Annotated in this window: 22 protein-coding genes; 12 read left to right on the forward strand and 10 right to left on the reverse strand. The window is 67.9% G+C overall.

Going from position 1 to position 21284, the window contains the following annotated elements:
- The first annotated feature begins 11 nt into the window (after positions 1-11).
- Positions 12-752 (forward strand): competence/damage-inducible protein A, encoded by a 741-nt coding sequence (locus NO978_RS04295; protein ID WP_257298289.1) that lies wholly within the window; start codon positions 12-14, stop codon positions 750-752.
- A gap of 143 nt (positions 753-895) precedes the next feature.
- Here the strand turns inward: NO978_RS04295 and NO978_RS04300 are convergent, their stop codons facing one another.
- The 3 genes from NO978_RS04300 to NO978_RS04310 all read right to left on the reverse strand — a co-directional run bounded on the left by NO978_RS04300 (position 896) and on the right by NO978_RS04310 (position 3285).
- Positions 896-1363 carry a cyclic nucleotide-binding/CBS domain-containing protein gene (locus NO978_RS04300; RefSeq protein WP_257298291.1) on the reverse strand — a complete coding sequence of 156 codons (468 nt, stop codon included), beginning with the start codon at positions 1361-1363 and terminating at the stop codon, positions 896-898.
- 194 nt (positions 1364-1557) lie between these two features.
- Positions 1558-2472 (reverse strand): cation diffusion facilitator family transporter, encoded by a 915-nt coding sequence (locus NO978_RS04305; RefSeq protein ID WP_257298292.1) that lies wholly within the window; start codon positions 2470-2472, stop codon positions 1558-1560.
- 270 nt (positions 2473-2742) lie between these two features.
- Positions 2743-3285, reverse strand: a complete 543-nt coding sequence (locus NO978_RS04310) for an HIT family protein (RefSeq protein ID WP_257298293.1) — start codon at positions 3283-3285, stop codon at positions 2743-2745.
- A gap of 257 nt (positions 3286-3542) precedes the next feature.
- On the opposite strand from NO978_RS04310, the gene NO978_RS04315 reads away from it, so the two are divergent.
- A complete protein-coding gene (locus tag NO978_RS04315) occupies positions 3543-3743 on the forward strand; it encodes a hypothetical protein (RefSeq protein WP_257298294.1) in 201 nt (66 codons plus the stop codon).
- 39 nt (positions 3744-3782) lie between these two features.
- Here the strand turns inward: NO978_RS04315 and map are convergent, their stop codons facing one another.
- A complete protein-coding gene (map, locus tag NO978_RS04320; RefSeq protein ID WP_257298295.1) occupies positions 3783-4685 on the reverse strand; it encodes a type II methionyl aminopeptidase in 903 nt (300 codons plus the stop codon).
- 125 nt (positions 4686-4810) lie between these two features.
- Between map and NO978_RS04325 the strand changes: the two genes are divergently transcribed.
- Together NO978_RS04325 and ppk1 are read left to right on the forward strand one after the other, a co-directional pair.
- Complete coding sequence (locus tag NO978_RS04325) at positions 4811-5518, forward strand: metallophosphoesterase family protein (RefSeq protein WP_257298296.1); 708 nt, start codon at positions 4811-4813, stop codon at positions 5516-5518.
- Position 5519: 1 nt separating this feature from the next.
- Positions 5520-7649, forward strand: coding sequence for a polyphosphate kinase 1 (gene ppk1, locus NO978_RS04330; RefSeq protein WP_257298297.1), 2130 nt, complete (start codon positions 5520-5522; stop codon positions 7647-7649).
- A 251-nt stretch (positions 7650-7900) separates the two neighbouring features.
- On the opposite strand, the gene NO978_RS04335 is transcribed toward ppk1, so the two are convergent.
- Positions 7901-8806, reverse strand: a complete 906-nt coding sequence (locus NO978_RS04335) for an isoaspartyl peptidase/L-asparaginase (protein WP_257298298.1) — start codon at positions 8804-8806, stop codon at positions 7901-7903.
- Positions 8807-8974: 168 nt separating this feature from the next.
- On the opposite strand from NO978_RS04335, the gene icd reads away from it, so the two are divergent.
- The 5 genes from icd to NO978_RS04360 all read left to right on the forward strand — a co-directional run bounded on the left by icd (position 8975) and on the right by NO978_RS04360 (position 12325).
- The gene (gene icd / locus NO978_RS04340) at positions 8975-10249 is read left to right on the forward strand and encodes an isocitrate dehydrogenase (NADP(+)) (protein ID WP_257298299.1); all 1275 of its coding nucleotides are present in this window, start codon (positions 8975-8977) and stop codon (positions 10247-10249) included.
- Between the two features lie 268 nt (positions 10250-10517).
- Positions 10518-10760 (forward strand): hypothetical protein, encoded by a 243-nt coding sequence (locus NO978_RS04345; protein ID WP_257298300.1) that lies wholly within the window; start codon positions 10518-10520, stop codon positions 10758-10760.
- Positions 10761-11059: 299 nt separating this feature from the next.
- A complete protein-coding gene (locus NO978_RS04350; RefSeq protein ID WP_257298302.1) occupies positions 11060-11581 on the forward strand; it encodes a DUF5817 domain-containing protein in 522 nt (173 codons plus the stop codon).
- Entirely contained in the window at positions 11578-11922 is a 345-nt protein-coding gene (locus NO978_RS04355) for a hypothetical protein (RefSeq protein WP_257298303.1), read from the forward strand. Before NO978_RS04350 ends, NO978_RS04355 begins: the two co-directional genes overlap by 4 nt.
- Positions 11923-11971: 49 nt before the next feature.
- A complete protein-coding gene (locus tag NO978_RS04360; protein WP_257298304.1) occupies positions 11972-12325 on the forward strand; it encodes a hypothetical protein in 354 nt (117 codons plus the stop codon).
- Here NO978_RS04360 and hmgA read toward each other — a convergent pair whose 3' ends face one another.
- The 3 genes from hmgA to NO978_RS04375 form a co-directional block, all read right to left on the reverse strand.
- The gene (gene hmgA / locus NO978_RS04365; RefSeq protein WP_257298305.1) at positions 12326-13537 is read right to left on the reverse strand and encodes a hydroxymethylglutaryl-CoA reductase (NADPH); all 1212 of its coding nucleotides are present in this window, start codon (positions 13535-13537) and stop codon (positions 12326-12328) included.
- 39 nt (positions 13538-13576) lie between these two features.
- Positions 13577-16372: a VWA domain-containing protein gene (locus NO978_RS04370; RefSeq protein ID WP_257298306.1), complete on the reverse strand. Its 2796-nt coding sequence runs from the start codon at positions 16370-16372 to the stop codon at positions 13577-13579.
- A 206-nt stretch (positions 16373-16578) separates the two neighbouring features.
- Positions 16579-17097 (reverse strand): GbsR/MarR family transcriptional regulator, encoded by a 519-nt coding sequence (locus tag NO978_RS04375; protein WP_257298307.1) that lies wholly within the window; start codon positions 17095-17097, stop codon positions 16579-16581.
- A gap of 55 nt (positions 17098-17152) precedes the next feature.
- Here NO978_RS04375 and NO978_RS04380 point away from each other — a divergent pair, with 55 nt between their 5' ends.
- From NO978_RS04380 to NO978_RS04390, 3 genes are read left to right on the forward strand one after another with little or no spacing between them, the layout of a single operon-like run.
- Entirely contained in the window at positions 17153-17869 is a 717-nt protein-coding gene (locus NO978_RS04380) for an ABC transporter ATP-binding protein (RefSeq protein WP_257298308.1), read from the forward strand.
- Positions 17866-18600 (forward strand): hypothetical protein, encoded by a 735-nt coding sequence (locus tag NO978_RS04385; protein ID WP_257298309.1) that lies wholly within the window; start codon positions 17866-17868, stop codon positions 18598-18600. Before NO978_RS04380 ends, NO978_RS04385 begins: the two co-directional genes overlap by 4 nt.
- Positions 18597-19331, forward strand: a complete 735-nt coding sequence (locus tag NO978_RS04390) for an ABC transporter permease (RefSeq protein WP_257298310.1) — start codon at positions 18597-18599, stop codon at positions 19329-19331. The genes NO978_RS04385 and NO978_RS04390 overlap by 4 nt, the downstream gene beginning before the upstream one ends.
- A gap of 2 nt (positions 19332-19333) precedes the next feature.
- Here the strand turns inward: NO978_RS04390 and mptA are convergent, their stop codons facing one another.
- Complete coding sequence (mptA, locus tag NO978_RS04395; protein WP_257298311.1) at positions 19334-20266, reverse strand: GTP cyclohydrolase MptA; 933 nt, start codon at positions 20264-20266, stop codon at positions 19334-19336.
- A 67-nt stretch (positions 20267-20333) separates the two neighbouring features.
- Positions 20334-21158 carry an NAD(+)/NADH kinase gene (locus NO978_RS04400; RefSeq protein WP_257298312.1) on the reverse strand — a complete coding sequence of 275 codons (825 nt, stop codon included), beginning with the start codon at positions 21156-21158 and terminating at the stop codon, positions 20334-20336.
- Positions 21159-21284 lie beyond the last annotated feature (126 nt).

The following is a 21284-nucleotide window of genomic DNA, read 5'->3' on the forward strand; positions in this document are numbered from 1 at the left end:
GGGCAACTCTGATGCAGGTCGCTATCCTGACCGTCGGCGACGAGGTGCTCGCCGGCGAGACGACGAACACGAACGCCTCGTGGCTCGCCGAGGAGCTGACCGACCGCGGCGTCACCGTCACCCGTATCCTCACCGTGCCCGACGACGAGGCGGTCATCGCCGAGTGGGTACGTGAGTTCGCCGGGAGCTTCGACGCCGTCGTCGTCACCGGCGGCATCGGCGGGACACCGGACGACGTGACCGTCGAGGCCGTCGCCCGGGCGTTCGACCGCGAGCTGGTCGTCCGCGAGGACCAGCGCGAGCGGCTGCTGGCGAAGGCCGAAGCGTTCAGGGACGAGAACCCGGACCTCGCCGCGGACTACGAGTTCGACATGGACCTCGACGCGGCGGCGTCACTCCCCGAGGGGGCCCGGGCGCTGACGACGGATGAGAGCTGGGCCCCCGGCTGCGTCGTCGCGAACGTCTACGTCCTCCCCGGCATCCCGTCGGAGATGCGGGCGATGTTCGTGGGCGTCGCCGACGAGTTCGCGGGCGACCGGACCAGCGAGACCCTCTACACGCCGACGCCGGAGGGTGCGTTCGGCGGCGCGCTCGCCGCGGTCCGCGACCGGTTCGACGTGGCCGTCGGGAGCTACCCCGCACCCGTCGACGAGCCTGGCCGGATTCGCGTCTCCGGCTCGGACCCCGACGAGGTCGCTGCGGCGGTGGCGTGGCTCCGTGACAACCTCGAGACGTGTGACCCGCCGGAGTAGTTCGCCCGTCGCGTCGTAGCTCCACGACTCGCGAGGCCCACCTCAGTTCTATCGGCGCTGGTCGGCGAACGCGACGACTATGGACGCCGGACGGTCCGCCGATGGCACGACCGGTAGGCGGTCGAAGGCCGGGACGCTACGAGCTACGCGGTATCCGTCGCCTCGGCGTCTGCCCCCTCTGCCTCCGACGCCGGGTCGAGCCGGAGGGGCTCCGCATCCCACGTGCTGTCGAGGCGCGACCGGGTGACGTACGGGGCGAGCGTCTCGCGGGTGACGACGCCGTGGTACTCCCCGTCGTCGACGATGGGGAGAACGGCGATACCGGCCTTCCGCATCCGGTCGGCGGCCAGTCCGACCGGCATCGTCGGCCGGACCGTGACGACAGGGGTGGACATGACATCATCCATCGGGAGCGCGAACCCCTCCTCGGCGACGGCGGCAACGACGTCGGATTCAGTGACGACCCCCGCCACATCGTCCTGCTCGGCACGGACGACCAGCGCCGGGACGTCGGGGTCACGCAGGTACTCGGCCGCCTCCGGCAGCGAGCAGTCCGGCTGGACGACCACCGCGTCCTCGGTCAGGGCGCCGTGGACTGGGATCTCTATCATCATCCATGACAAGAGTTAGCACGACTTAGTGTTTCCGTACAAAGAGCCATTGACTCCTAGAATACCCTCAAAGACGGCGGATAACGGGGCGAACGGCCAGTCGAAACCCGGGGCCACAACCGGCGAATACAGTACGGTTCGGCCGCAGTAAGATGCGCTGTCCGGAGTCACGAACGGTTCCTGTCCCGTCGCGCTCACTCCCCGGCCAGCCGTTCGGCCTTCTCGTCGTCCTTCCACTCGCCGAGTTCCTTCGGGTCGACGTGGACGAACACGTCGTCGACCTCGGGCAGCTCCCGGATGGCCTGGACAACGTCGCTCTCGATGTCGTGCGCCTCGAACAGCGTGTGGTCGCCCTCGACCTCGATGTGGAGGCTCACGTCGATTTCGGGACCGACGTAGTGGGCGACGACGTCGTGGACGCCCTCGACCTCGGGGTGGACCGTGGCGCGCTCGACGATCTCCGCGCGCAGATCGTCCGGCGGCGCGCCGCCGACGAGGTAGTTGACGTTGTCGCGGACGATCTCGACCCCCGTCCAGAGGATGCCGAGCGCGACGAGACCGGCGGCCAGCGGGTCGAGCACGGGGTAGCCCGCCGCCGCGCCGAGGACCCCGACGAGCGCGGCGAGGGCGGTGAGCACGTCGTTGCGGTTGTCGAGCGCGGTCGCGACCAGCGCCGGCGAGTTCGCGTCCGACCCGCGAACCAGGCAGTACCGGTAGAGGCCGAGCTTGAGCACCGCGGACCCGGCGAGGACGCCGACACCGGCCGGGGTCGCGCTGACGGCGATATCGCCGGACAGCAACGTGGTGCTCGACTGCCAGAACACGATGACACCGGCCGCGAAGATGCCGGCGGCGACGAACAGCGAGACGAACGGCTCGATGCGCTCGTGACCGTGTGGGTGCTCAAAGTCCGGCGGCTGGGTCGTCAGGTAGAGTCCGACCAGCACGACGAGACTGTAGACGGAGTCCGAGAGGCTGTTGACCGCCTCCGAGCCGACCGCGAGGCTCCCGCTCTCGACGTACACCGCGCCCTTCGCCAGCGCCAGCGCGACGTTGGCGAGCAGGACCACGGCTCCGACCCGGCGGACCGTCCGGCGGCGGTCGTCCATCGGTCACGGCTTCGCCCCGGGGGACAATGTGCGTGTCGGGATAGCCGCGCCCCCTCGCTGGCGACCGGGATACCAGCGGCCCCGTCCCAGCCAATATTTCCCCTTGCTACTGAGCAGTACCAGATCATTTACCGGCAGCTCCAGACCCGGGGTGTATGGTCCACCCGAGCTTGCTGGACCGCATCGGGGCAGTGTGTGACCGGGCACAGACGGTCTTCTTCGTGGTCTCGTCCTGTTGCTCGTCGGCGGGTTCGGTGCGTTGCGTACGCTCTACTCCTCGAACCGCACCGCCGTGTCGTCGCCGTCGACGACCGCGCCGTCCTGTGCGGCGAACGCCTCGTGCAGCCGCTCGTACGTCTCCGAAACCGCCTCGACGATGACCGTCGTGTCGCTGACGACGGGCATGAAGTTCGTGTCGCCGTTCCAGCGCGGGACGACGTGTGTGTGGAGGTGGTCGTCGATGGAGCCGCCGGCCGCCCCGCCCCCGAGGTTCAGCCCGGCGTTGTAGCCGTCCGGCCCCATCGCATCGTCGAGCGCGTCGAACGTCCGCTGTTTCAGGTGCGCGTGTGCAAGCAGCGTCTCGTCGTCGAGGTCGCGGAAATCCCCGGTGTGGGTGTCGGGGATCACCATCGCGTGACCGGGGTTGTACGGGTAGTTGTTCAGGATGACGAACGCGTCCGCGTTCCGGGCGACGATGCGGGACTCGCGGTCGGTATCCCGGGCCGGCAGTTCGCAGAAGACACAGCCGTCGATGTCGTCGTTCCCGTCGCGTTCCACCCAGTCGATGCGCCACGGCGCGAACACCTGGTCCATGGTCAGAGTCGGGCCGGCGACGGTTTGAATCCCACGACCCCCGGTTCCTCTCCGGTGAGCTGTCATGAAAGGACTGCAATACCGGGTTCAAGACCCGGTTTCGGGGTTACAAGCCCTCGCAGTTCGCCCGCTAAACGACTGGTTACGCCAGAATTAGTGGTTCCCTACTCAGAAACTAATAGACATCAGTTTTGGTTAGTTTTTGGCCCTGAACGGTCGTCTCTTTTTATACCCCTTCCACTTCTCTACCGGAGTAGATGGCAACGACTGACAACTCGATCGATGGGCGGACCGAACACTGTGACAGCTGCGGAACGAACACGATCCACCAGGTGTCCGTCCAGCTCGTCACGGAGAGCACGAAGAAAGAGAACTCCCAGTTCTCCCGGGAACCCTACCGCGTGACCGAATGCCAGCAGTGTGGGTCTCGCGAGAGCATGCGGATGAACAACGCCTGACGGTGGCACGGCCGCGGACAACTCCCCCCGACGACGCCGTTACTGTGACGCCGTCGTCACTTCACATCCATCCTCGGTGACGATTATCGTGTGCTCCTTCTGACTGACCAGCTTGCCGTCGTCCTCCTTGAGCACCGGGTAGCCGTGGACGATGTTCTGTGACTTGAGCCGCCGCAGCGCCATGTTCGGTCGCGAGATGTCGAGCCAGCGCGTCGCGAACGGCAGCGTCTGGAACTCGTCGGTGATCTGTTCGAGCGCCTTGCGGGCGTTCCGGTCGCGGACGGACGCCTCGCGCTCCAGCGAGTATATCTCCTCCTGCTGGCCCTCCGAAACCTTCCCGGAGCCGTCGGTCGCGAAGGGTTCGATGGCGACCACGTCGCCGACCTCGAGCGTCGTCCCCTGTTCGACCGCGCGGTTCGGGATGTTGGGGCTGACGTGCTGTTCCCAGTGACCCAACCCGTGGCCGGTGAGGTTCACGACCGGGTTGTAGCCGTAGCCGTCGATGACCTCCTCGATAGCCGCCCCGATGGTTCCCGTCTCGACGCCCGCTTCGACGGTATCGAGTGCCGCGTCGAGCGCCTCCTCGGCGGCCTCGACGAGCTCCGGGTTGCCGCTGAAGTCCACCGTGACCGCCGTGTCGGCGAGCCAGCCGTCGATGTGGACACCGATGTCGAGTTTCACCATCTCCTCGCCGACCGTGCGCTCGTCGCCCGGGCCCGCCGCGCCGTGGGCGGCCTCCTCGTCCACGCTCACGTTGACCGGGAACGCGGGTGTGCCGCCGAGCTCGCGGATGCGGTCCTCGGCCCACTCCGAGATCTCCAGGTAGCCCATCCCGACCTCCAGCCGTTCGGCGGCCTCGTCGCGGACCTGCGCGAGGATTCGTCCGGCCTCGCGGTGCTTCTCGTACTTCTCGGCGTCAAGATCGACCTCGGGCTCGCTCATACACGCCCTTCGCGCAGGCCGGAAAAAGAGGTTGCGCATCCGGCGCCCGTGACAGGGAACCTCACCCGTCGGCTATATAGAGTTCTTAGCAACCCTTTACCTGCTTCTCGTCTCTCCCTTCCCCAATGCGAACCCCGGCTCCCGCGTTCCCCGAGACGGAGGCGGCGTGGCATCGCACGGTCGACCGCGACGAGTGGGACGACATCTACGTCGTGGGCGACGTCCACGGCTGTCTGTCCGCGCTCGACAGGCTCCTCGCTACGCTCGACCCGTCCGCGGACGACCTCGTGGTCTTCGTCGGCGACCTCGTCAAGAAGGGCCCGAACAGTCGCGGCGTGCTCCGGCGAGTCCGGGACGCCCCGAACATGCTCTCGGTACGGGGCAACAACGAGGAGAAGCTCCTGCGGGGCGACGCGTCCATCCCGGAGCTCGGCCCGGTCGACCTGGAGTACGTCCGGTCGATGCCAGTCGCCATCTCGTGGGACGACCACCTCGTCGTCCACGGTGGCGTCGACCACCGGAAGACCCTCGCCGACCACAGCGTCGACGACGTCCAGAACATGCGGGCGCTCGACCCGGCCGACGGCTACGACGGCCCGTTCTGGTTCGCGGAGCGCGACGAGGGTCCACGGGTGTTCTTCGGCCACACCGTCCTCGAATCGCCCGTCTACCGGGAGTACGCAGTCGGCCTCGACACCGGCTGCGTCTACGGCGGCGAGCTGACTGCCTACGACGTCGCAGGCGACGAGTTCGTCTCCGTCCCGCTCGCCCGGTCCGGCCGGGACCGCAGCGCGTCGAAAATCGTGACCCCGGAACGGACCCAGACCGTCTAAGATGTCTGACGAGCACCCGGCTGCAACAGATGTCAATCTAAACGACCCCGACCTCTACCGGAACCGCGAGCTGAGCGAACTCGCGTTCCAGCGGCGCGTGCTCCACGAGGCGCTCGACGACCGGAATCCGCTGCTGGAGCGCGTGAAGTTCCTCTCCATCTTCACCTCGAACATGGACGAGTTCTTCATGAAGCGGGTCGGCGGGCTGAAACAGCAGATCGCTGCCGAGGTGACCGACCGGACCCCCGACGGCCGGACCCCCGAGGAGCAGATCGACGATATCGTCGCCACGGCACGGCCGTTGTTCGACCGCCAGACTCGCTGCTACCACGAGGACATCCTGCCGGCGCTCGCCGAGGCCGGCATCGACATCGTCGACTACGAGACGCTCACCGCGGCGGAGCAGTCGACGCTGCGGGACTACTTCGAGCGCTCGGTGCTCCCGACGCTGACGCCGCTGACGTTCGACCCGGCGCACCCGTTCCCGTTCATCTCGAACCTGAGCCTCTCGCTCGCGGTGCTGACCCGGTCTACCCCCGACGCCGACGTGACGTTCTCCCGCGTCAAGATTCCGGGGAACCGGCCACGGCTCGTCGCGGTCGACGACGACCACACGTTCGTCCCGCTCGAACAGGTCGTCGCCGCGAACCTCGACCTGCTGTTCCCCGACGTGGAGGTGCTCGACTACTCGACGTTCCGTGTCACCCGAAACGCGGAGGTCCGCCGGAACGAGGAGGTCGCCGAGGACCTCGTCGACGCCATCGAGGACGTGCTCCGCGAGCGCCGGTTCGCGACGGTCGTCCGACTCGAACTGGAGGCGGGGACGCCCGGACGCGTCCGGGACCTGCTGCAGGAACACCTCGACGTGAGCGAGGCGGAGACGTTCGTTCGCGAGGCACCGCTCGACTTCCGCGATCTGATGCAGCTCACCGAGCTCGACCGACCCGACCTGAAGTTGGAGCCGTGGACGCCACAGCCACATCCGCGGCTGCTCGAATCGCGTCTCGACGCCGAGGACCGCAGCATCTTCGACGTGGTGCAGGACGAGGACGTGCTCGTCCACCACCCGTACCACGCCTTCTCGAAGACGGTCCACCGGTTCATCGACGAGGCCGCCCACGACCCCGACGTGCTCGCGATCAAGGCCGCCATCTACCGGACGTCGCGCGACTCGAACATCATCGAGAGCCTCATCGATGCGGCGCGCAACGGCAAGCAGGTCGCGGTGATGGTCGAGCTGAAGGCCCGCTTCGACGAGGAGAACAACCTCCACTGGGTCGAACGCCTCGAGGAGGAGGGCATCCACGTCGCCTACGGCACGCCGGGCTACAAGACCCACACCAAGACGACGCTCGTCGTGCGCGAGGAGGGCGACGACGTCGAGCTGTACTCACACGTCGGCACCGGAAACTACCACTCCGAGACGGCGAAGACGTACGTCGACCTCGGGCTGCTCACCGCCGACCGCGACCTCGGGCAGGACCTCGTGAAGCTGTTCAACTTCTTCACCGGCCACTCGCGACACGACGAGTACCGCAAGCTGCTCATCGCGCCCGGCAACATGCGCGACCAGTTCACCGAACTCGTCCGGAACGAGGCCGAGGTGGCCCGGGACGGCGGTGACGCTCGTATCGTCGCGAAGATGAATCGGCTGGAGGACCCGGCGATGGTCAGAGAGCTGTACGAGGCCTCGCAGGCCGGCGTCGACATCGACCTCGTTGTGCGGGACATCTGTCGACTCGTGCCCGGAATCGAAGGCGTCAGCGAGAACGTGGCCGTCTACAGTATCGTCGACCGCTTCCTCGAACACGCCCGAATCTGGTACTTCGAGAACGACGACCCCGGCTTCTACACCGGTTCGGCCGACTGGATGACCCGGAACCTCGACAACCGCGTCGAAGGTGTCGCACCCGTCGAGAACGAACGCCTGCAGAACGAGCTGTGGACGATTCTCGAGGCGAACCTCTCGGACAACCGCAAGCGGTGGCGACTCCGCTCCGACGGACGCTACGAGCAGCTCCGCCCCGATGACGGCGAACCGGTCGTCAGCGTTCAGGAACTGCTGATGGAACGAGCCCGCGCCGCCGCCCGTGACGCGGAGGGCCTCGACTGGGCCGGCCGCACCGACTGACTACTCGTCGACCCAGGCACACCGCGGGCAGGCGTCGACGCCCTGAACGTTCACCGTGGCTGTCTCGCACTCTGGACACTGCCGTGTGCGACCGCGTTTCACCTGTTCGAGCATAAACGCGAAATCTACTTCGACGGCCATAAAGCTACGCTACGACAGTCGTCGAACAATCGGCAGCTACTGGGGGTGATATCGCCGTGCCAGTCCGGTGGACCGATAGCAGGGGTCGGTGTCGGCAGGCGTCGAACCCGCTACTCCCGCACGACCGCCGTCTGCATCCCGTCGCTGTTGAACGCAGAGCCCGTCCCGTCGCGGTCGGCGACGATGACCCCGGCCGAGGCGCCCGTCAGCTCGCCGAACTCGTCGATAGCGCGGTCCGCGGCCGCCTGCGCGTCCATCCCGTCCTCCAGATAGCGCACCGCGCGCCGCGAGAGGGTGACACGGGCGATGTCCTCGCCGGCACCGGTCGCGCTCGCGCCGCCGGCCGGGGAGCAGTAGAAGCCGCTGCCGACCTGTGGCACGTCGCCGACCCGGCCGGCGAGCGCGAGCCAGCGCCCGCCTGTCGAGGTCGCGGCCGCGAAGTCCTCGCCGTCGCGCGCCACAGCACCGACCGTGTCGTGATCTTTCCCCGCGGGCGCGCCGGCGTCCTCCTGCTCGGCGTCGGGGTCGGCCGTCGCGCCACCGAACGTCTCCTGTACCCAGCGGGCCTGCGCCGCCATGTCGCCCTCGGGCACGTCCGCGTCGGCGAACCGTTCGCGCGTGCTGTCGGTCCAGAGGTCGACCTCGCAGTCGATGCCCTGCGCCGCGGCGAAGTCGACGGCGTGGACCCCGGACAGCAGGATGTGCGGCGTCTCCTCGAGCACCGAGCGCGCGACGCTGACCGCCGCCTCGACGCCGGGCATCGAACTGGCCGCCCCGACCGACCGGTCGCCGGTCATCACGCCTGCGTCCGTCCGGAGGATGCCGTCGGACTGCGCGCAGGAGCCGACGCCCGCGTTGAACCGGGGCGACGACTCCAGCACGCGGACCGCGCTCTCGACCGCGTCGAGCGGCGTCGCCGCCGACGCCCCGCGTCCTGCTGCCTCGTCGAGCACTGCCTGTCGCGGGTCCGGATCGTCGGGCACCCCGCCCGCACCGCCGTGTACGATGACCTGCATGAACGGCCGTTCAGTCGGGGACCTCAAAAGTGCGGGTGGTCGGGGGCAGTCGACGTGGGCCCAGGAGCACAGCACGTCTCCACCCGACCGACGGTCGGGCCGCGATACTTGCCGCGCAGCGGCAAATGGCAGCCCTTTTACCCGCACTGTACGTCGTTTCAGGTGACAATGAGCTCCGACTACGAGCATATCGAGGTACCCGACAGCGGCGAGAAGATCACGGCCGACGGCGACGAGCTGTCCGTTCCGGACGAGCCCGTCATCCCGATCATCCACGGTGACGGCATCGGGAAGGACGTCGGCCCAGCCGCACAGAAGGTACTCGACGCCGCCGCCGCAGCGACCGGACGCAAAGTCCACTGGATGGAGGTGTACGCCGGCGAGTCCGCACGAGAGATCTACGGCGAGGACGTCAACCTCCCCGACGAGACCGTCGACGCCATCCGCGAGCACCGCGTCGCCATCAAGGGCCCGCTCACGACACCCGTCGGTGCCGGCTTCCGCAGTCTGAACGTCGCGCTCCGCCAGACGCTCGACCTCTACGCGAACGTCCGTCCGACGTACTACCTCGACGGCGTCCCGTCCCCGATGAAGGCGCCCGAGGAGATGGACATGGTGACGTTCCGGGAGAACACCGAGGACGTCTACGCCGGCATCGAGTGGGAGCAGGGCACCGAGGAGGTCCAGCAGGTCAAGGAGTTCGTCGAGGACGAGATGGGCATGGACGACATCATGCACGACGGTCCCATCGGCCTCGGCCTCAAGCCCATCTCCGAGAAAGGCAGCAAGCGCCTCGTCCGCGAGGCCATCGACTACGCCATCGAGAACGACCGCGACAAGGTCACTCTCGTCCACAAGGGCAACATCATGAAGTTCACCGAGGGCCAGTTCGGCACCTGGGGCATGGAGGTCGCCGACGAGGAGTACCCCGACGACGAGGTCTTCGCCGCGCCCGACTCGCTCTGGGAGGAGCAAGACGAGGTCGACATCCCGGAGGACGCCGTCATGGTCGAGGAGCGCCTCGCCGACGCGATGCTCCAGTGGATGCAGCTCCGTACCGACGAGTTCGACGTGCTCGCGATGCCGAACCTCAACGGCGACTACCTCTCCGACGCCGCGGGCGCCCAGATCGGCGGCCTCGGCATCGCGCCCGGCGCGAACTTCGGCGAGGGTCGCTGTCTCGCAGAGCCCGTCCACGGCAGCGCGCCCAAGCGCGCCGGTCAGGACAAGGCTAACCCGTCCGCGCTCATCCTCTCGGGTCGCCTGATGTTCGAGTACATGGGCTGGGAGGACACCGGGAAGCTCATCCGTGACGCCGTCGAGCAGACCATCTCCGACGGCAAGGTCACCTACGACCTCGAGCGCCAGATCGAGGGCGGCGAGAAGCTCTCGACCACCGAGTACGCCGAGGAGATCATTGCGAACATCGAGAAGCTGTCGTAGCGCGCCGGTCACGGCACCGCCGTTGTCTCGGACCTGTTTTTATCGTCGCAGTGGCGAGCCGCACCGAAATCGCCAGACGATGTTCCGGTATCCGACAGTTGTTGCCAGTGCGACAAGATTGGTCTCGGCCGGGACCCGAGAGCCCCCGCCGACAGCCCGTTTCAGAGCCAGCCGCCGCAGCCATGGGGTTTCTACTCGCGCCAACATCCTGTCCACCGACTGATTAATAACTAGAACCTATTTCTATTAGTGACCACATTCGAGTGGTATGGCATCTCCCCCCACGCCACCAGCTCAAGTACCCGACTTCGTCGTCGAGCACTTCGAGGAGCACGACCCCGAAACGTTGCGCGACATCGTTGCGTACGAGGCACAATGCGCGCGCTCGACGGAGGTTCCAAAGTACATCACCGAAGTGTTCGTGATGCAGAACTCGGAGACGAAACGGGCCATCGCATCCTACGCTCGCGACCTCGCCGCCCACAGGGAGCAACGCGCCGAGGCGCGGTGAGTGGACGCGGAGACAGCCGCCGACGGCGCCGAGGCCGACGCGACCGACGACACGGACGACGACGACGGCCCGTCGTTCGGGACCGGGCCGATGTTCGGGTGACTGTCGGCGTCAGGCACCGCCGGTACAGGCCACCTCGAACCGCGCCCCACCGTTCTCGGCCTCGTCGACCGCTCCCAGCCCGGGATGGGTCGCGGGCCGGAATCGGCAGCCTGTGCGTACCGGGAACGGAACCGAGGAGAGTTTGAGCGTACCGCCCGAGACGAAAGTTCAAATCGGACGAGGCCTCAGTCCCGGGTATGTACCACGTGGTCGGGTGTAGCGACTGCGGCGCGTTGCGCATCGTCGAGGGACGGCCAGAGACAACACGCTGTGGCACGTGTGGCACTCGAACGCAGTTCTCGAAGGTCAAATCCTTCGTCGAGACGGACGACCTCGACCACGCCCGTGAGGTCCGTGCCTCGATGCTCGCGAACCGTCAGGGCGAGGGCGAGGCGTTCGCCGCGATGGACTCCTTCGCCGAGCTCGAGGCGGACGTCGCCGACGGCGTCCTCGACGACGACGCGTTCCTCGAGGCGTCGGGACTCGACGTCGACCGGGTCAACGAGGCCGGCGACCGCGCCACCGAGACGCGCAGCTCGACCAGCCGGAAGGAGACGGTCAAGAACGCCCTCCGCGACCTCGACGGACCCACGGCGGAGGAGGTCGTCGCCTACGCCGACGAACGCGGCGTTCCCGGCGACTACGTCGAGCGCGCACTGACCAAGCTGGTCCGGCAGGGCGAGGTCAGCGAGAGCCGCGGGCAGTACCGGCTGCTGTGAGCCACGACCTCCCACGGTACGCCGTCGGGGCGCTCGTCGGACTGGCCGGCGTCCTGCTGTTCGCCGAGCCGCTGGTCGGACCCGTCGCCCTCGGTCCCGTCGCTGTCAGGCCCGTCGCGCTGTCGGTCGGCGTCCTCGCACTGGGGCTCTCCCTCGGAGGCGTCCTGTTCCTCTCCCGCGGGCAGTGGTTCGTCGGCGTCGCCCACGCCGTCCCTGGCGTCGGCTTCGCGGTCGTCTTCGGTGCGACCGTGCTCGGGAGCGAGACCGGCCTCCTGTTCGGCGTCGCCGTCGTCCTCGGCGCGTGCCTCGCACTGGCCGACGGCCTGCGTCGGCAGCGCTGACGCCATCCCCCGCCAGCAGCTTCTTGCCGGCAGCCGACGACGTGTGGCCATGAACGACCGGACGGTCGGCCTCGCCGTCGTCGGCGCGCAGTTCGTCGCGACGCTGTTCGCCCTCGTCATCGTCGGCCGCTGGAGCGGCGAGACGGTGCTGGTCGCCGGCACCGTCGTCGACGTCGCCCTCGTCGCCGGTGCGTGCTGTCTCGCCGCCTTCGGCCTCGGCGCAGTCCGCACGGTCAGGCAACGCAACGGCCGCCGCGGGCTCGCGGAGTTCGCGGTCGGCGTCGGCGTCGCGGCCCCGCTGCTACTCGACCTCTCGCCAGTCGTCCTCGCCGGCGTGGCGGTCCTCGTCGTCGTCGCGCTCGTCGGCCGGGTCGACCCACGCCGGACGCTCGAACGGAGCTGACTACCGCCCGAGCTCCTCGTGCGCCGACGCGAGGTGGTCGGACGCCAGCGCCGCCAGCAGCGACAGCTCCCCCGCGAGCGCCCCGGCCGCGATGACCTCCGCAAGGGCGTCGGCGTTGTCCCCCGCCGGATCGCCGCTGCCCGCGAGCCCCAGCACGTCGAGCGCCTCGGACTGCGTCGGCAGCTTCGTCCCGCCACCGACGGTACCGACCTCCAGCGAGGCGAGCGATACCGAGAGGTAGAGCCCGTCCTCGCGCTCCTCGGCCGTCGTGATCGCGTTCGACCCCTCGACGACCTGTGCCGGGTCCTGCCCGGTCGCGATGAACGCCGCCGCGACGATGTTCGCCGCCTGCGCGTTGAACCCGAGCGACCCCGCCTTCGCGCTGCCGACGAGGTTCTTGCGGGTGTTCGCCTCGGCGATGGCCGCCGCCGTCGTGTGCAGGCGCTCCTCGACCACCTCGTCGGGGATGACGACGTCCGCGGTGACCGACCGCCCCCGACCCTCGACGGCGTTGACGGCGGCCGGCTTCTTGTCGGTACAGAGGTTGCCCGAGAGCGCGACGAGTGACCCCGGCGTCTCCGCCTCGACGACCTCGCAGGCCGCCTCCGTCGCGATGGTCGCCATGTTCATCCCCATCGCGTCCTTCGTGTCGTAGCGGAACCGGAGGTACACCCCGTCGCCCACGACGTACGGCGTCACGTCCAGCAGTTCCCCGTGGCTCGTCGTCGACTCCGCCGCCTCGGCGAGGTCGGTCTCGTGCTCGCGCACCCACTCGACGACCTCGGCGGACTCGACGACGCCCGCGGTTCGGAACACCGGTGCGCGCGTCATGCCGGACTTCGTCACCCTCGCGTTCGCGCCGCCGGCCGACTCGATGACCGACAGCCCGCGGTTCACCGAGGCGACGAGCGCGCCCTCGGCAGTCGCGAGCGGCAGGTAGTACTCGCCGTCTGCCGCCCCGCCGTCGACGGTCACCGGCCCCGCCACGCCGAAGGGCACCTGGGTCGCACCGGTCATGTTCTCGATGGCCGAATCCGCGACCTCGGCGTCGAAGGCGTAGCTTCCGGTCGTCGAGAGGTCGGCGTCGGTCTCGGCTTCGAGAACGAGTCGGCGTGCCTCCGCGGCGGTGTCGTGGTCGGCGTGCGCTTCGAGTTCGTGGAACCGCAGTTCGCCCGCTCGAACGCGGTCGGCGAGCGTCGCCGGGTCTGTCATACCGGCACTCGCACCCGATACCGCTTAACGGTTGTCGGTTCAGGCCGCGCGTTCGCGAGCTGGCGCGTGGACCGGTGCCGTCGCCGGGGCGGACGCGTCGGCCGACAGCACCGCACTCGCGTCCACGCTGGACACCGGCGGCCCCGCGAGGACCTGCGTGCTGTTCTCCGTGGTCGAGACCACGCTCACGTCCACACCGACCAGATAGCTCATCTCGACGTCCTCCGAGCACCGGCCCACGTCGGCGAGGAACACCATGTTGTTCGCGTCGGTCTGGCTCTCGTTGTCCGTCGCCTCCACCACGACGATCGCCTGGTTGTCACAGGGGAGATCCGCGTACAGCTCGCCGGTCGGCGTCTCGCGGTAGTACTGCCCGTCGGGGGTGTCGAGCATCTCCTCGAGCGACTCCTGCCACGTGAGGCTGCTGTTGGCGAGTATCTGCGTGTTGTTGGCGTAGATGTGAACCTCCGTCTCCGAGTCGCTCAGCATCGTGCTCCCGGCGGCCGTACAGTACGTCTGCTGGTAGTCCGTCCCGCCGATGGTGACCGTGTCGCCGGTCGTCTCGTTCGCGATACACTCGCGGAACGTCGGCTCGAAGCTGGTCTCCTCGCCGTCCGCGAGCGAGAAGGCCTCGCTTTCGAAGGCGTCGAGCGTGACGCTGTCGGCGGTCAAGTTGTTCAGGTTCCGCCCGTCCCAGAGTGTGGCGGTGTCACCACCTCTCTCGGCGGTAAGCGTCGCCTGCGGGTGCAGCAGGTACCGCTGGTACGCCGTGTCGGTGTCGAGGTGTCGGTCCTCGAGGACCACCGTGTCGTTCACGTCGCCCGTGACGTTGGCCTGATAGGAGAACTCGACGGACCGAGACACTGTCGTCGTGTACGTCGAGTTCGACGCGTTGCTGAACCGCTGGACCGTGAACTCCATCGAGACGGTCTCGTTCTCGTCGATCACGAGCGATTCGGTGCCGTTGACCCAGACCGGGTCTCCGACTGAGTGGTTCTCCGCTTCGGCCTCGGTGAGCGACCGCGTCGTCGAGAGGTTCACGTCGAACTCGCTGCTCTCGCTAACCGAGACCGTCTCGGTCGTCTCCTCGACGCCCACGAGGACCGTCTCGTTGTAGCTCTCGTTGTGGTGTACGGTCCGCGTGCTGACGTTCTCCGCGATCTCCTCGAACGTCTCGCTGAGGTCGCCCGAGTCCGAGACCGGATAGTACTCGCCGTCGGTGGTCGCGTCGGCGGTCGCCTCGAGTATCATGTCGTCCGGGTTGCCGAAGCCGACGCTGTGCAGGGTCACGCCGCCCGGGACTTCCTGGGTGGCAGCTTCGTCGGGCCAGCGCACGTCGGCGTTCGTGTCGTCGTCGACGTTGTGCTGGCCGTCGGTCAGCAGCACGATGAACTGCTCGTTCGAGCTGTTACCCTCCGTCTGGAGGACGTCGCTCGCCTCTTCGATGGATTGGCTGATGGGCGTGTTGCCCTGGGCCTCGAGGCCGTCGATGGCGTCGTGTGCCCCTTCCTCGTCGGTGTTCAGCGGCTGGTGCTGGGTCACGTCCGCGGGGCCGTTCGCCTCGCAGACGTTCCGGTTCCGACCCTGGTGGAACTCATCATACCAGTACGAGCAGCCACTGGTCGAGGTGTAGCCCACGACGCTGTAGCGCGGCTCGGTGCTGTTCGTGGTGGTCTCGACGACCTCGACGAACTCGTGGGCCGCCTCCTGTGCGTTCTCCATCTTGGAGCCGTCGTCCATCGAACCGGACTCGTCCATCACGAAGACGATCTCGAGCGTCTCGTTGGTGGGGACCTCCTCGGTCCAGTTGTTCCACCGCTGCTGCTGCTCGTAGACCGGTTGCTCGTGGGTGAGCTCGACGGTCGACCCGTCGCCGAGCGTCACCGTGGAGTTGTTCCAGCCCACGATGGGGTCTCCGGGACTGTTCTGTTCGATCTCCTGGCTGGTCGCGTTCGCGTTGGCGGCGCCGAGCAGGGTGAGCGAGCTCTCGTAGGTGTTGCCCTCGCCCTTGTCGATGGCGAACGCGTCGTCGTCGCTGCTGCCGACGCCGGCAGCGGCCAGACCGAGCGTGCCTTCGGAGACTATCTCCCCGGTGCGGAGCCGGTCGTCGAAGTTGACGACGGTGTTGCGCCGGTTGTCGTACTCCGGCGGGAGCATCGAGCGTGGAATCTCGACTTCGACCGTCTCGGAACCGGCCCGACCGACATGGCTCGCGCCGAACTCGGCTTCGAGGTGCCGCTGCCAGGCCTCGTGGTACGTGCTGGTCACCGAGAGCGTGAGGTTCCGGAAGGCGTCGGGGTCCCCACAGGCACCGTCGAAGAGCTGGGACCGGACCGAGCTGGCCATCGCCGCGGAGCGCGAGCTGTTCTTCTCGACCTCGATGGTCGAGTCGTCGACGGTCCCAGAGAGATTTACGAGGCTCAGCTGGAGGGTCTGGTCCCGATACTGAACGCCCGGCTCGCTGAGCTGGGAGACACCGCCGTTCTCGTCGGCACGCCAGACCGCGCCGGACTCGTAGACCACGGTCGTGCCGCTCCGGTGGTGGTATTCGAGCGCCGTCAGTGGAACTGTCGCCGAGCAAGCGGTCGCGTCGTTCACGCTGACCCGTATCTCGCCGGTCCGGTTGATGATGGCGTCGTCGGGTGACATGCTACCAAGGTTCAACTGCCCTCCGGTGGTGCTCGAGTCGGCCATCGAGAGCGAGCCGAGCTTGCTGTCGACGTTCGACATGACGACCTCGGCCGACTCGACCTCGTTGTTGTCCTGGAGGGTCTCCGTCACGGCCGATCCGGAGACGAACAGGATCGCTGCCCCCGCGATGACGATGCCGAACAACAGCACCACTCCTGTAATTTCAGATACAGCTCGTGCCCGGGCCGTCGACGTCCCTTGACCCCTCATATGTGACCTCGTTCCCAGATAGTACTCCCGAGGACATATTAAATCTATTGTCTAGGCTGTAAAAAATACAGTAGATGGTGAGAAACTAGCTCGTCAGCGGATCTAGTCTATTGCAGAGTTACCGCGAAAAATAGGGGGCGTTACTCGGGAGTGAACCGCTCGACTGCGTCGGTAAGCCGGTCGAGTGGGACACGGCTGAGTGCCGACACGAGCCGGTCCGCGTGCTCGTACGTTCGCTTGAGCTGGCGCACCCGTTCGAGGTCCCGCGCGGCACGCTCCCCATCCGCTCCTTCGAGGACGGCTTCTGCCTCGCCGAGTGCTTCGACCATCACGTTCACTTCTCGTGACACTTCTTGGGCCAGGAACTCACGGCTGACCCTCCAGAGGTCGCGCTCGGCCTCGAAGAACGCACGCTTCCCCTCACCGGGCATCGACAGCCGACGGACCAGGTGGAACCGCCGAAGGGTGCTCATCGCCGTACTGACCGTGGACTTCGCGTAGCCCGACTGTTCGGCCAGTTCGTCCAGCGACAGCGGCTCCTCCGCGAAGTAGAGGGTGCCGTACAGTCGTCCGTAGCTCTGCTTCAGTCCGTAGATGTCCGCCGACCGGGCCAGTGCGTCGATGACGCGCTCCCGGGCACGCTCCACGTCAGTCGTCATGCCAGACCGTTGGGAGGCACAATCTATAAATCACTTGATTCAGAATATTCGGTATATGCCGAATATGCTCGGACAGCGGGCATCCGACCCCTCGATCCGGCCCGACGACCTAGCGGGGGATGTCCTCCTCCGGGGTGACGGTCTCGAGAAGACCTACGGCTCTTCCCTGCCGTTCACGCGCTCGGTCGAGGTGCTGACCGGCGCCAGCCTCGAACTCCGCCGCGGCGAGATCGTCGGCATCGTCGGCGAGAACGGCAGCGGGAAGTCGACCCTGCTGAAGCTCCTCGTCGGCGCGCTCGACCCCGACGCGGGCGAGATAACCCGCGGTGGAAGCATCGGCTGGTGTCCACAGGAGACGCTGTTGTACGACCGGCTGACCGTTCGCGAGACGTTCGAGCTGTTCGGCGAGGCGTACGGGATGGACGCGGGCGCGGTCGCCGAGGCCCGGGACGAGCTGGCCGAGCGTCTGGACTTCGAGCGCTTCCTGGACTACCGCGTCGACCACCTCTCCGGCGGCAACCGCCAGAAGGTGAATCTTGGCGTCTCCCTGCTGCACGACCCGGACGTGCTGCTGCTCGACGAGCCCTACACCGGCTTCGACTGGGACACCTACCAGACGTTCTGGTCGCTGACCGAGGAGCTGACCGCCGACGGGACGAGCATCGGCATCATCTCCCACCTCGTCAACGAACACGAGCGATTCGACCGGCTGTACGAGCTACGCGACGGGAAACTCGAACTGGCGCCCCGCGACGGAGGCGAGACGGCGTGACGGCGACTGCGAGCCGGCTCCGAACGGCTGTCCTCGCGAGCACTCGGGCGTTCGCTCGCGACCCGTTCCACCTCACCATCCTCCTCGTGCTCCCCCCGGCGGTCGTCGTCGGCTACGGGGAAGCGATGGCCGCATTCCCGCAGCTCCCGGGGCTCTCCGCGCCGCCGCGTGCGCTCGGTCGCATCAGCGGCGCGACGTTCGCCGCCGCGTTCCTCGCCGGCCTCGTCGGCCTCTTTCAGGTCATCAGTGCCAGTCGGGCCGACGCGCGCCTCGGCCTCGCCGGCTTCCCCCGGACCCACCTGCTCGCGGGGCGGTTCGTCACGGTGACGCTCGTCGCCCTCGTCGGGGCGAGCGTCTCGCTGGCGTCGGTCTGGTACGACACCGTGCCCGAACGTCCGGCTCTCGCACTCGCCGCACTCGCACTCGCGGGGCTGACTTACGGCGCGCTGGGTGTCCTCGTCGGTGCCCTGCTCCCCCGCGAGCTGGAGGGGTCGCTCGTGCTCGTGTTCGTCGCCGACATCGACGCCGCCATGGCGACCGGCATCGTCGGCGAGCTCGACGGTATCGCGTGGGTGTTCCCGCTCTCGCACGTGCACGCGCTCGTCGAGACGGCGGTGCTTGGCGGCGACCTTGCGGTCGGTGACGTGGTCGGCGCGGTCGGCTACGCACTCGCACTCACTGCCGCTGCGACGCTCGCCTACGCCCGCCTGACGCGAGGTGCTGCCGCGTGAGCCGCACCGCCACCGCGCTCCGGCTGGGCCTTCGCGAGTACGCTCGGACGCCCGTCCTGCTGGCCCTGTTCGCGTTCCTCCCGGTGTACTTCGTCGCCGTGTTCGCCAGCGTCGCCCCCTCGACACTCGTCCCGGTCCACCTGCCCGGAGGTGGCACTGTGACCCGCGCTACCGCCGACGCCGTCGTCGTGCTCGTCGCCCCCATCGTGACCGCACTCGTTGTCGGCATCACCGGGCTGTTCGTCCTGCGGGCGACCGCCGACGCCGACTCCCGGCTCGTCATCGCCGGCTACGACGTGCGCTCGGTCGTCCTCGCCCGCTTCGGCGTGCTCGCCGTGGTCGCCCTCGTCGAGACCGTCGTCACCGTGGCGGTCGCACTGGCGTTCGTCTCCCCGGACCACCTCGGCGGTTTCGCCCTCGGCATCCTGCTCGCCGGCGCGACCTACGGCGCAGTCGGTGTCGCCGTCGGCGTCGTCCTCGACAGGCTCTCGGGCGTGTACGTCATGCTGTTCGGGCCGACGCTCGACGTGTTCCTCTTCCAGAACCCGATGACTGGGTCGACCAGCGACGTCGCCGCCCTGCTTCCCGGGCACTACGCGAGCGAGCTCGTCGTCGCCGGGGCGTTCGCGGGGGACCTCCCTGTCGAGAGCCTCGGCTGGGGACTGGTGTACCTGCTCGGGGTCGGTGTCGTGGCAGGCTGGGCGTTCGTCAGAAGTGCGAGACCCGCGTAGCTTCAGCGCGTGCCGTCCACTTCGTCGCGCAGCGTCGCCATGTCGACGATTCGCTCGGCGTGGGCGTTGTGCTGGTGGATGGACTCGTCGTTCGACTGCTTCATCGTCACGACGGCGTCGTCGGGCAGGTCACGGAACTCCGTCACCACGTCTTCGGCCATCGAGCGCACGCAGTCCTCGACGAACTTCGCGTTGGCGTGGGAGTGGTACGTCATGTGGTCCTCGTCGGGGCGCTTCGCGAGGTTGTAGATGCGGGCGGACATGGAGTCGCGGGCGACGTCGACGAGGTTCATCAGGTCGACCTCGGGAGCGTCCTCGCTCTCGACGGTCAGCGTGGCGTGGCCGCGCTGGGAGTGGCCCGGCTGGGGCACCTCGTCGAGGAACGCCTCGGCGGTGTCGTCGTCGACGCCGAGGTCGTCGAGCACGCGCCGGGCGCGGGCCGCGGACATCCCCTGCGAGCAGGGACAGACCGTCATTCCGACGACGCGGGCGCCGATCTCCTCGCGGGTGCCTTCCTCGGTCGCGGTCGCGGAGGCGATGACGTCGATTGTCGACTGGGTCTCCCTGTCCGACTCCGGGGTCTTCTCCCGGGTCATCAGCTCGGCCTCCATCCGGACCTCGGCCTTTGTCGTGTAGTCGTGCTTGGCGAGCAGGCGCTCGGCGGCGTCGCCACAGACGTCCTCGACGCGGTAGGCCTCCTCGCGCGTCGCGGCCTCCAGCGTCTCGTCGATGACCTCCATGTTCCGGGACATGTCCGCGCCCTTGCGCCACGACGGCAGGTCGACGAACACCTCGAACTCCGCCGTCAGCACGATAGGTCGCTTGTCCGGGCGGGCCAGCTTGACGAGCTTCTCGACGCCCGTCACGCCGACCTGGCTCAGCCCGACGGTCACGTCGGGGCTCGACGCCTGCACGTCGGGGAGTTGTTCACTCATTACCCCCGGGTAGGGTCGTGAATTGATTAGTGCTTTCGAAAGTCGGGGGGTTTGCCCGTACTCCGGCTCAGTCGAGCTTGTTGAGCGCCTTGAAGAACTCGCTGTGCGGCCCGGCCAGCCGGACCGGTTCTCGCGCGCGTTCGACCGTGATCGTCGTCGGTGGCTCCAGCTCTTGCTGGGCGCGACCGTCGCTGATGACGTAGCCCATCTCGGCGTCGCCGATACGCACGGTGACGGTGCTGTCGGCGGCGGAGACGAGCGACGGCATCGGCTCGCCCGCACACATCTCGGTGACGACGACGGCATCGACCTCCGGGCGGACGAGCGGGCCCCCCTCGCTCATGTTGTAGGCGGTACTACCGGCTGGTGTGGCGACGAGCACACCGTCGGCCGCGGAGCCGCTGTACAGCTCGCCGTCGACGCGGACCTCGAACTCGCCACCGTTGCCGTGGCCGCGCTGTGGGCCATGCACGACGATCTCGTTGACTGCCGGGTCGAGGTCCCAGCCATCCCCGCGGGCTCGCAGCCGGCTCATCTCGCGGGTGCGGACCGCGCCTGTCGACTCGAAGCGGTCGACCTCCTCGCGAACGACGTCGACGGCGTCCTCGGGCGAGACGGCGTTCAGGAACCCGACTTCGCCGAGGTTGACACCGACGATGGGGACGGTACCGACGCCGCGAGCGGTGAAGAGGAACGTCCCGTCGCCGCCGATGCTCACCGCCAGGTCGGCGTCGTCCATCGCCGACGGCTCGACGCCGGGTACCTCCAGCGCCGTCGCGGTGGCCGTGTCGACGACGACCGTCACGTCCTGCTCGCGGAGCATCTCGCGGAGACGCGCCGCGAGGCTGGCAGCGCGAGCGTTCTCCTTCTGTGCGACCAGGCCGACCTTCATACCCGACGGTAGCGCGGTCGAGGGATAAAACCCTCCGGATGGCAACAAGGTTAATTTATACGTAGGGCCTTGCATCGGCTGTACCAACCGTCCGGCGGCAGCGTGCCGACCGGCCGGACTCACACC

Origin of the sequence: Haloarchaeobius sp. FL176 (genome assembly GCF_024609245.1) — an archaeon.
In the GTDB taxonomy this organism is placed as follows: Archaea; Halobacteriota; Halobacteria; order Halobacteriales; family Natrialbaceae; genus Haloarchaeobius.

What these genes read in the sequence shown, in the direction of transcription:
- hmgA (WP_257298305.1), bottom strand. Translation starts at nt 13,537, where the DNA reads ATGACAGACCCGGCGACGCTCGCCGACCGCGTTCGAGCGGGCGAACTG.
- NO978_RS04295 (WP_257298289.1), top strand. Translation starts at nt 12, where the DNA reads ATGCAGGTCGCTATCCTGACCGTCGGCGACGAGGTGCTCGCCGGCGAG.
- NO978_RS04345 (WP_257298300.1), top strand. Translation starts at nt 10,518, where the DNA reads ATGGCATCTCCCCCCACGCCACCAGCTCAAGTACCCGACTTCGTCGTC.
- NO978_RS04310 (WP_257298293.1), bottom strand. Translation starts at nt 3,285, where the DNA reads ATGGACCAGGTGTTCGCGCCGTGGCGCATCGACTGGGTGGAACGCGAC.
- NO978_RS04375 (WP_257298307.1), bottom strand. Translation starts at nt 17,097, where the DNA reads ATGACGACTGACGTGGAGCGTGCCCGGGAGCGCGTCATCGACGCACTG.
- NO978_RS04305 (WP_257298292.1), bottom strand. Translation starts at nt 2,472, where the DNA reads ATGGACGACCGCCGCCGGACGGTCCGCCGGGTCGGAGCCGTGGTCCTG.
- NO978_RS04380 (WP_257298308.1), top strand. Translation starts at nt 17,153, where the DNA reads ATGCCGAATATGCTCGGACAGCGGGCATCCGACCCCTCGATCCGGCCC.
- NO978_RS04335 (WP_257298298.1), bottom strand. Translation starts at nt 8,806, where the DNA reads ATGCAGGTCATCGTACACGGCGGTGCGGGCGGGGTGCCCGACGATCCG.
- icd (WP_257298299.1), top strand. Translation starts at nt 8,975, where the DNA reads ATGAGCTCCGACTACGAGCATATCGAGGTACCCGACAGCGGCGAGAAG.
- NO978_RS04325 (WP_257298296.1), top strand. Translation starts at nt 4,811, where the DNA reads ATGCGAACCCCGGCTCCCGCGTTCCCCGAGACGGAGGCGGCGTGGCAT.
- NO978_RS04315 (WP_257298294.1), top strand. Translation starts at nt 3,543, where the DNA reads ATGGCAACGACTGACAACTCGATCGATGGGCGGACCGAACACTGTGAC.
- mptA (WP_257298311.1), bottom strand. Translation starts at nt 20,266, where the DNA reads ATGAGTGAACAACTCCCCGACGTGCAGGCGTCGAGCCCCGACGTGACC.
- NO978_RS04300 (WP_257298291.1), bottom strand. Translation starts at nt 1,363, where the DNA reads ATGATAGAGATCCCAGTCCACGGCGCCCTGACCGAGGACGCGGTGGTC.
- ppk1 (WP_257298297.1), top strand. Translation starts at nt 5,520, where the DNA reads ATGTCTGACGAGCACCCGGCTGCAACAGATGTCAATCTAAACGACCCC.
- NO978_RS04360 (WP_257298304.1), top strand. Translation starts at nt 11,972, where the DNA reads ATGAACGACCGGACGGTCGGCCTCGCCGTCGTCGGCGCGCAGTTCGTC.
- map (WP_257298295.1), bottom strand. Translation starts at nt 4,685, where the DNA reads ATGAGCGAGCCCGAGGTCGATCTTGACGCCGAGAAGTACGAGAAGCAC.
- NO978_RS04350 (WP_257298302.1), top strand. Translation starts at nt 11,060, where the DNA reads ATGTACCACGTGGTCGGGTGTAGCGACTGCGGCGCGTTGCGCATCGTC.
- NO978_RS04400 (WP_257298312.1), bottom strand. Translation starts at nt 21,158, where the DNA reads ATGAAGGTCGGCCTGGTCGCACAGAAGGAGAACGCTCGCGCTGCCAGC.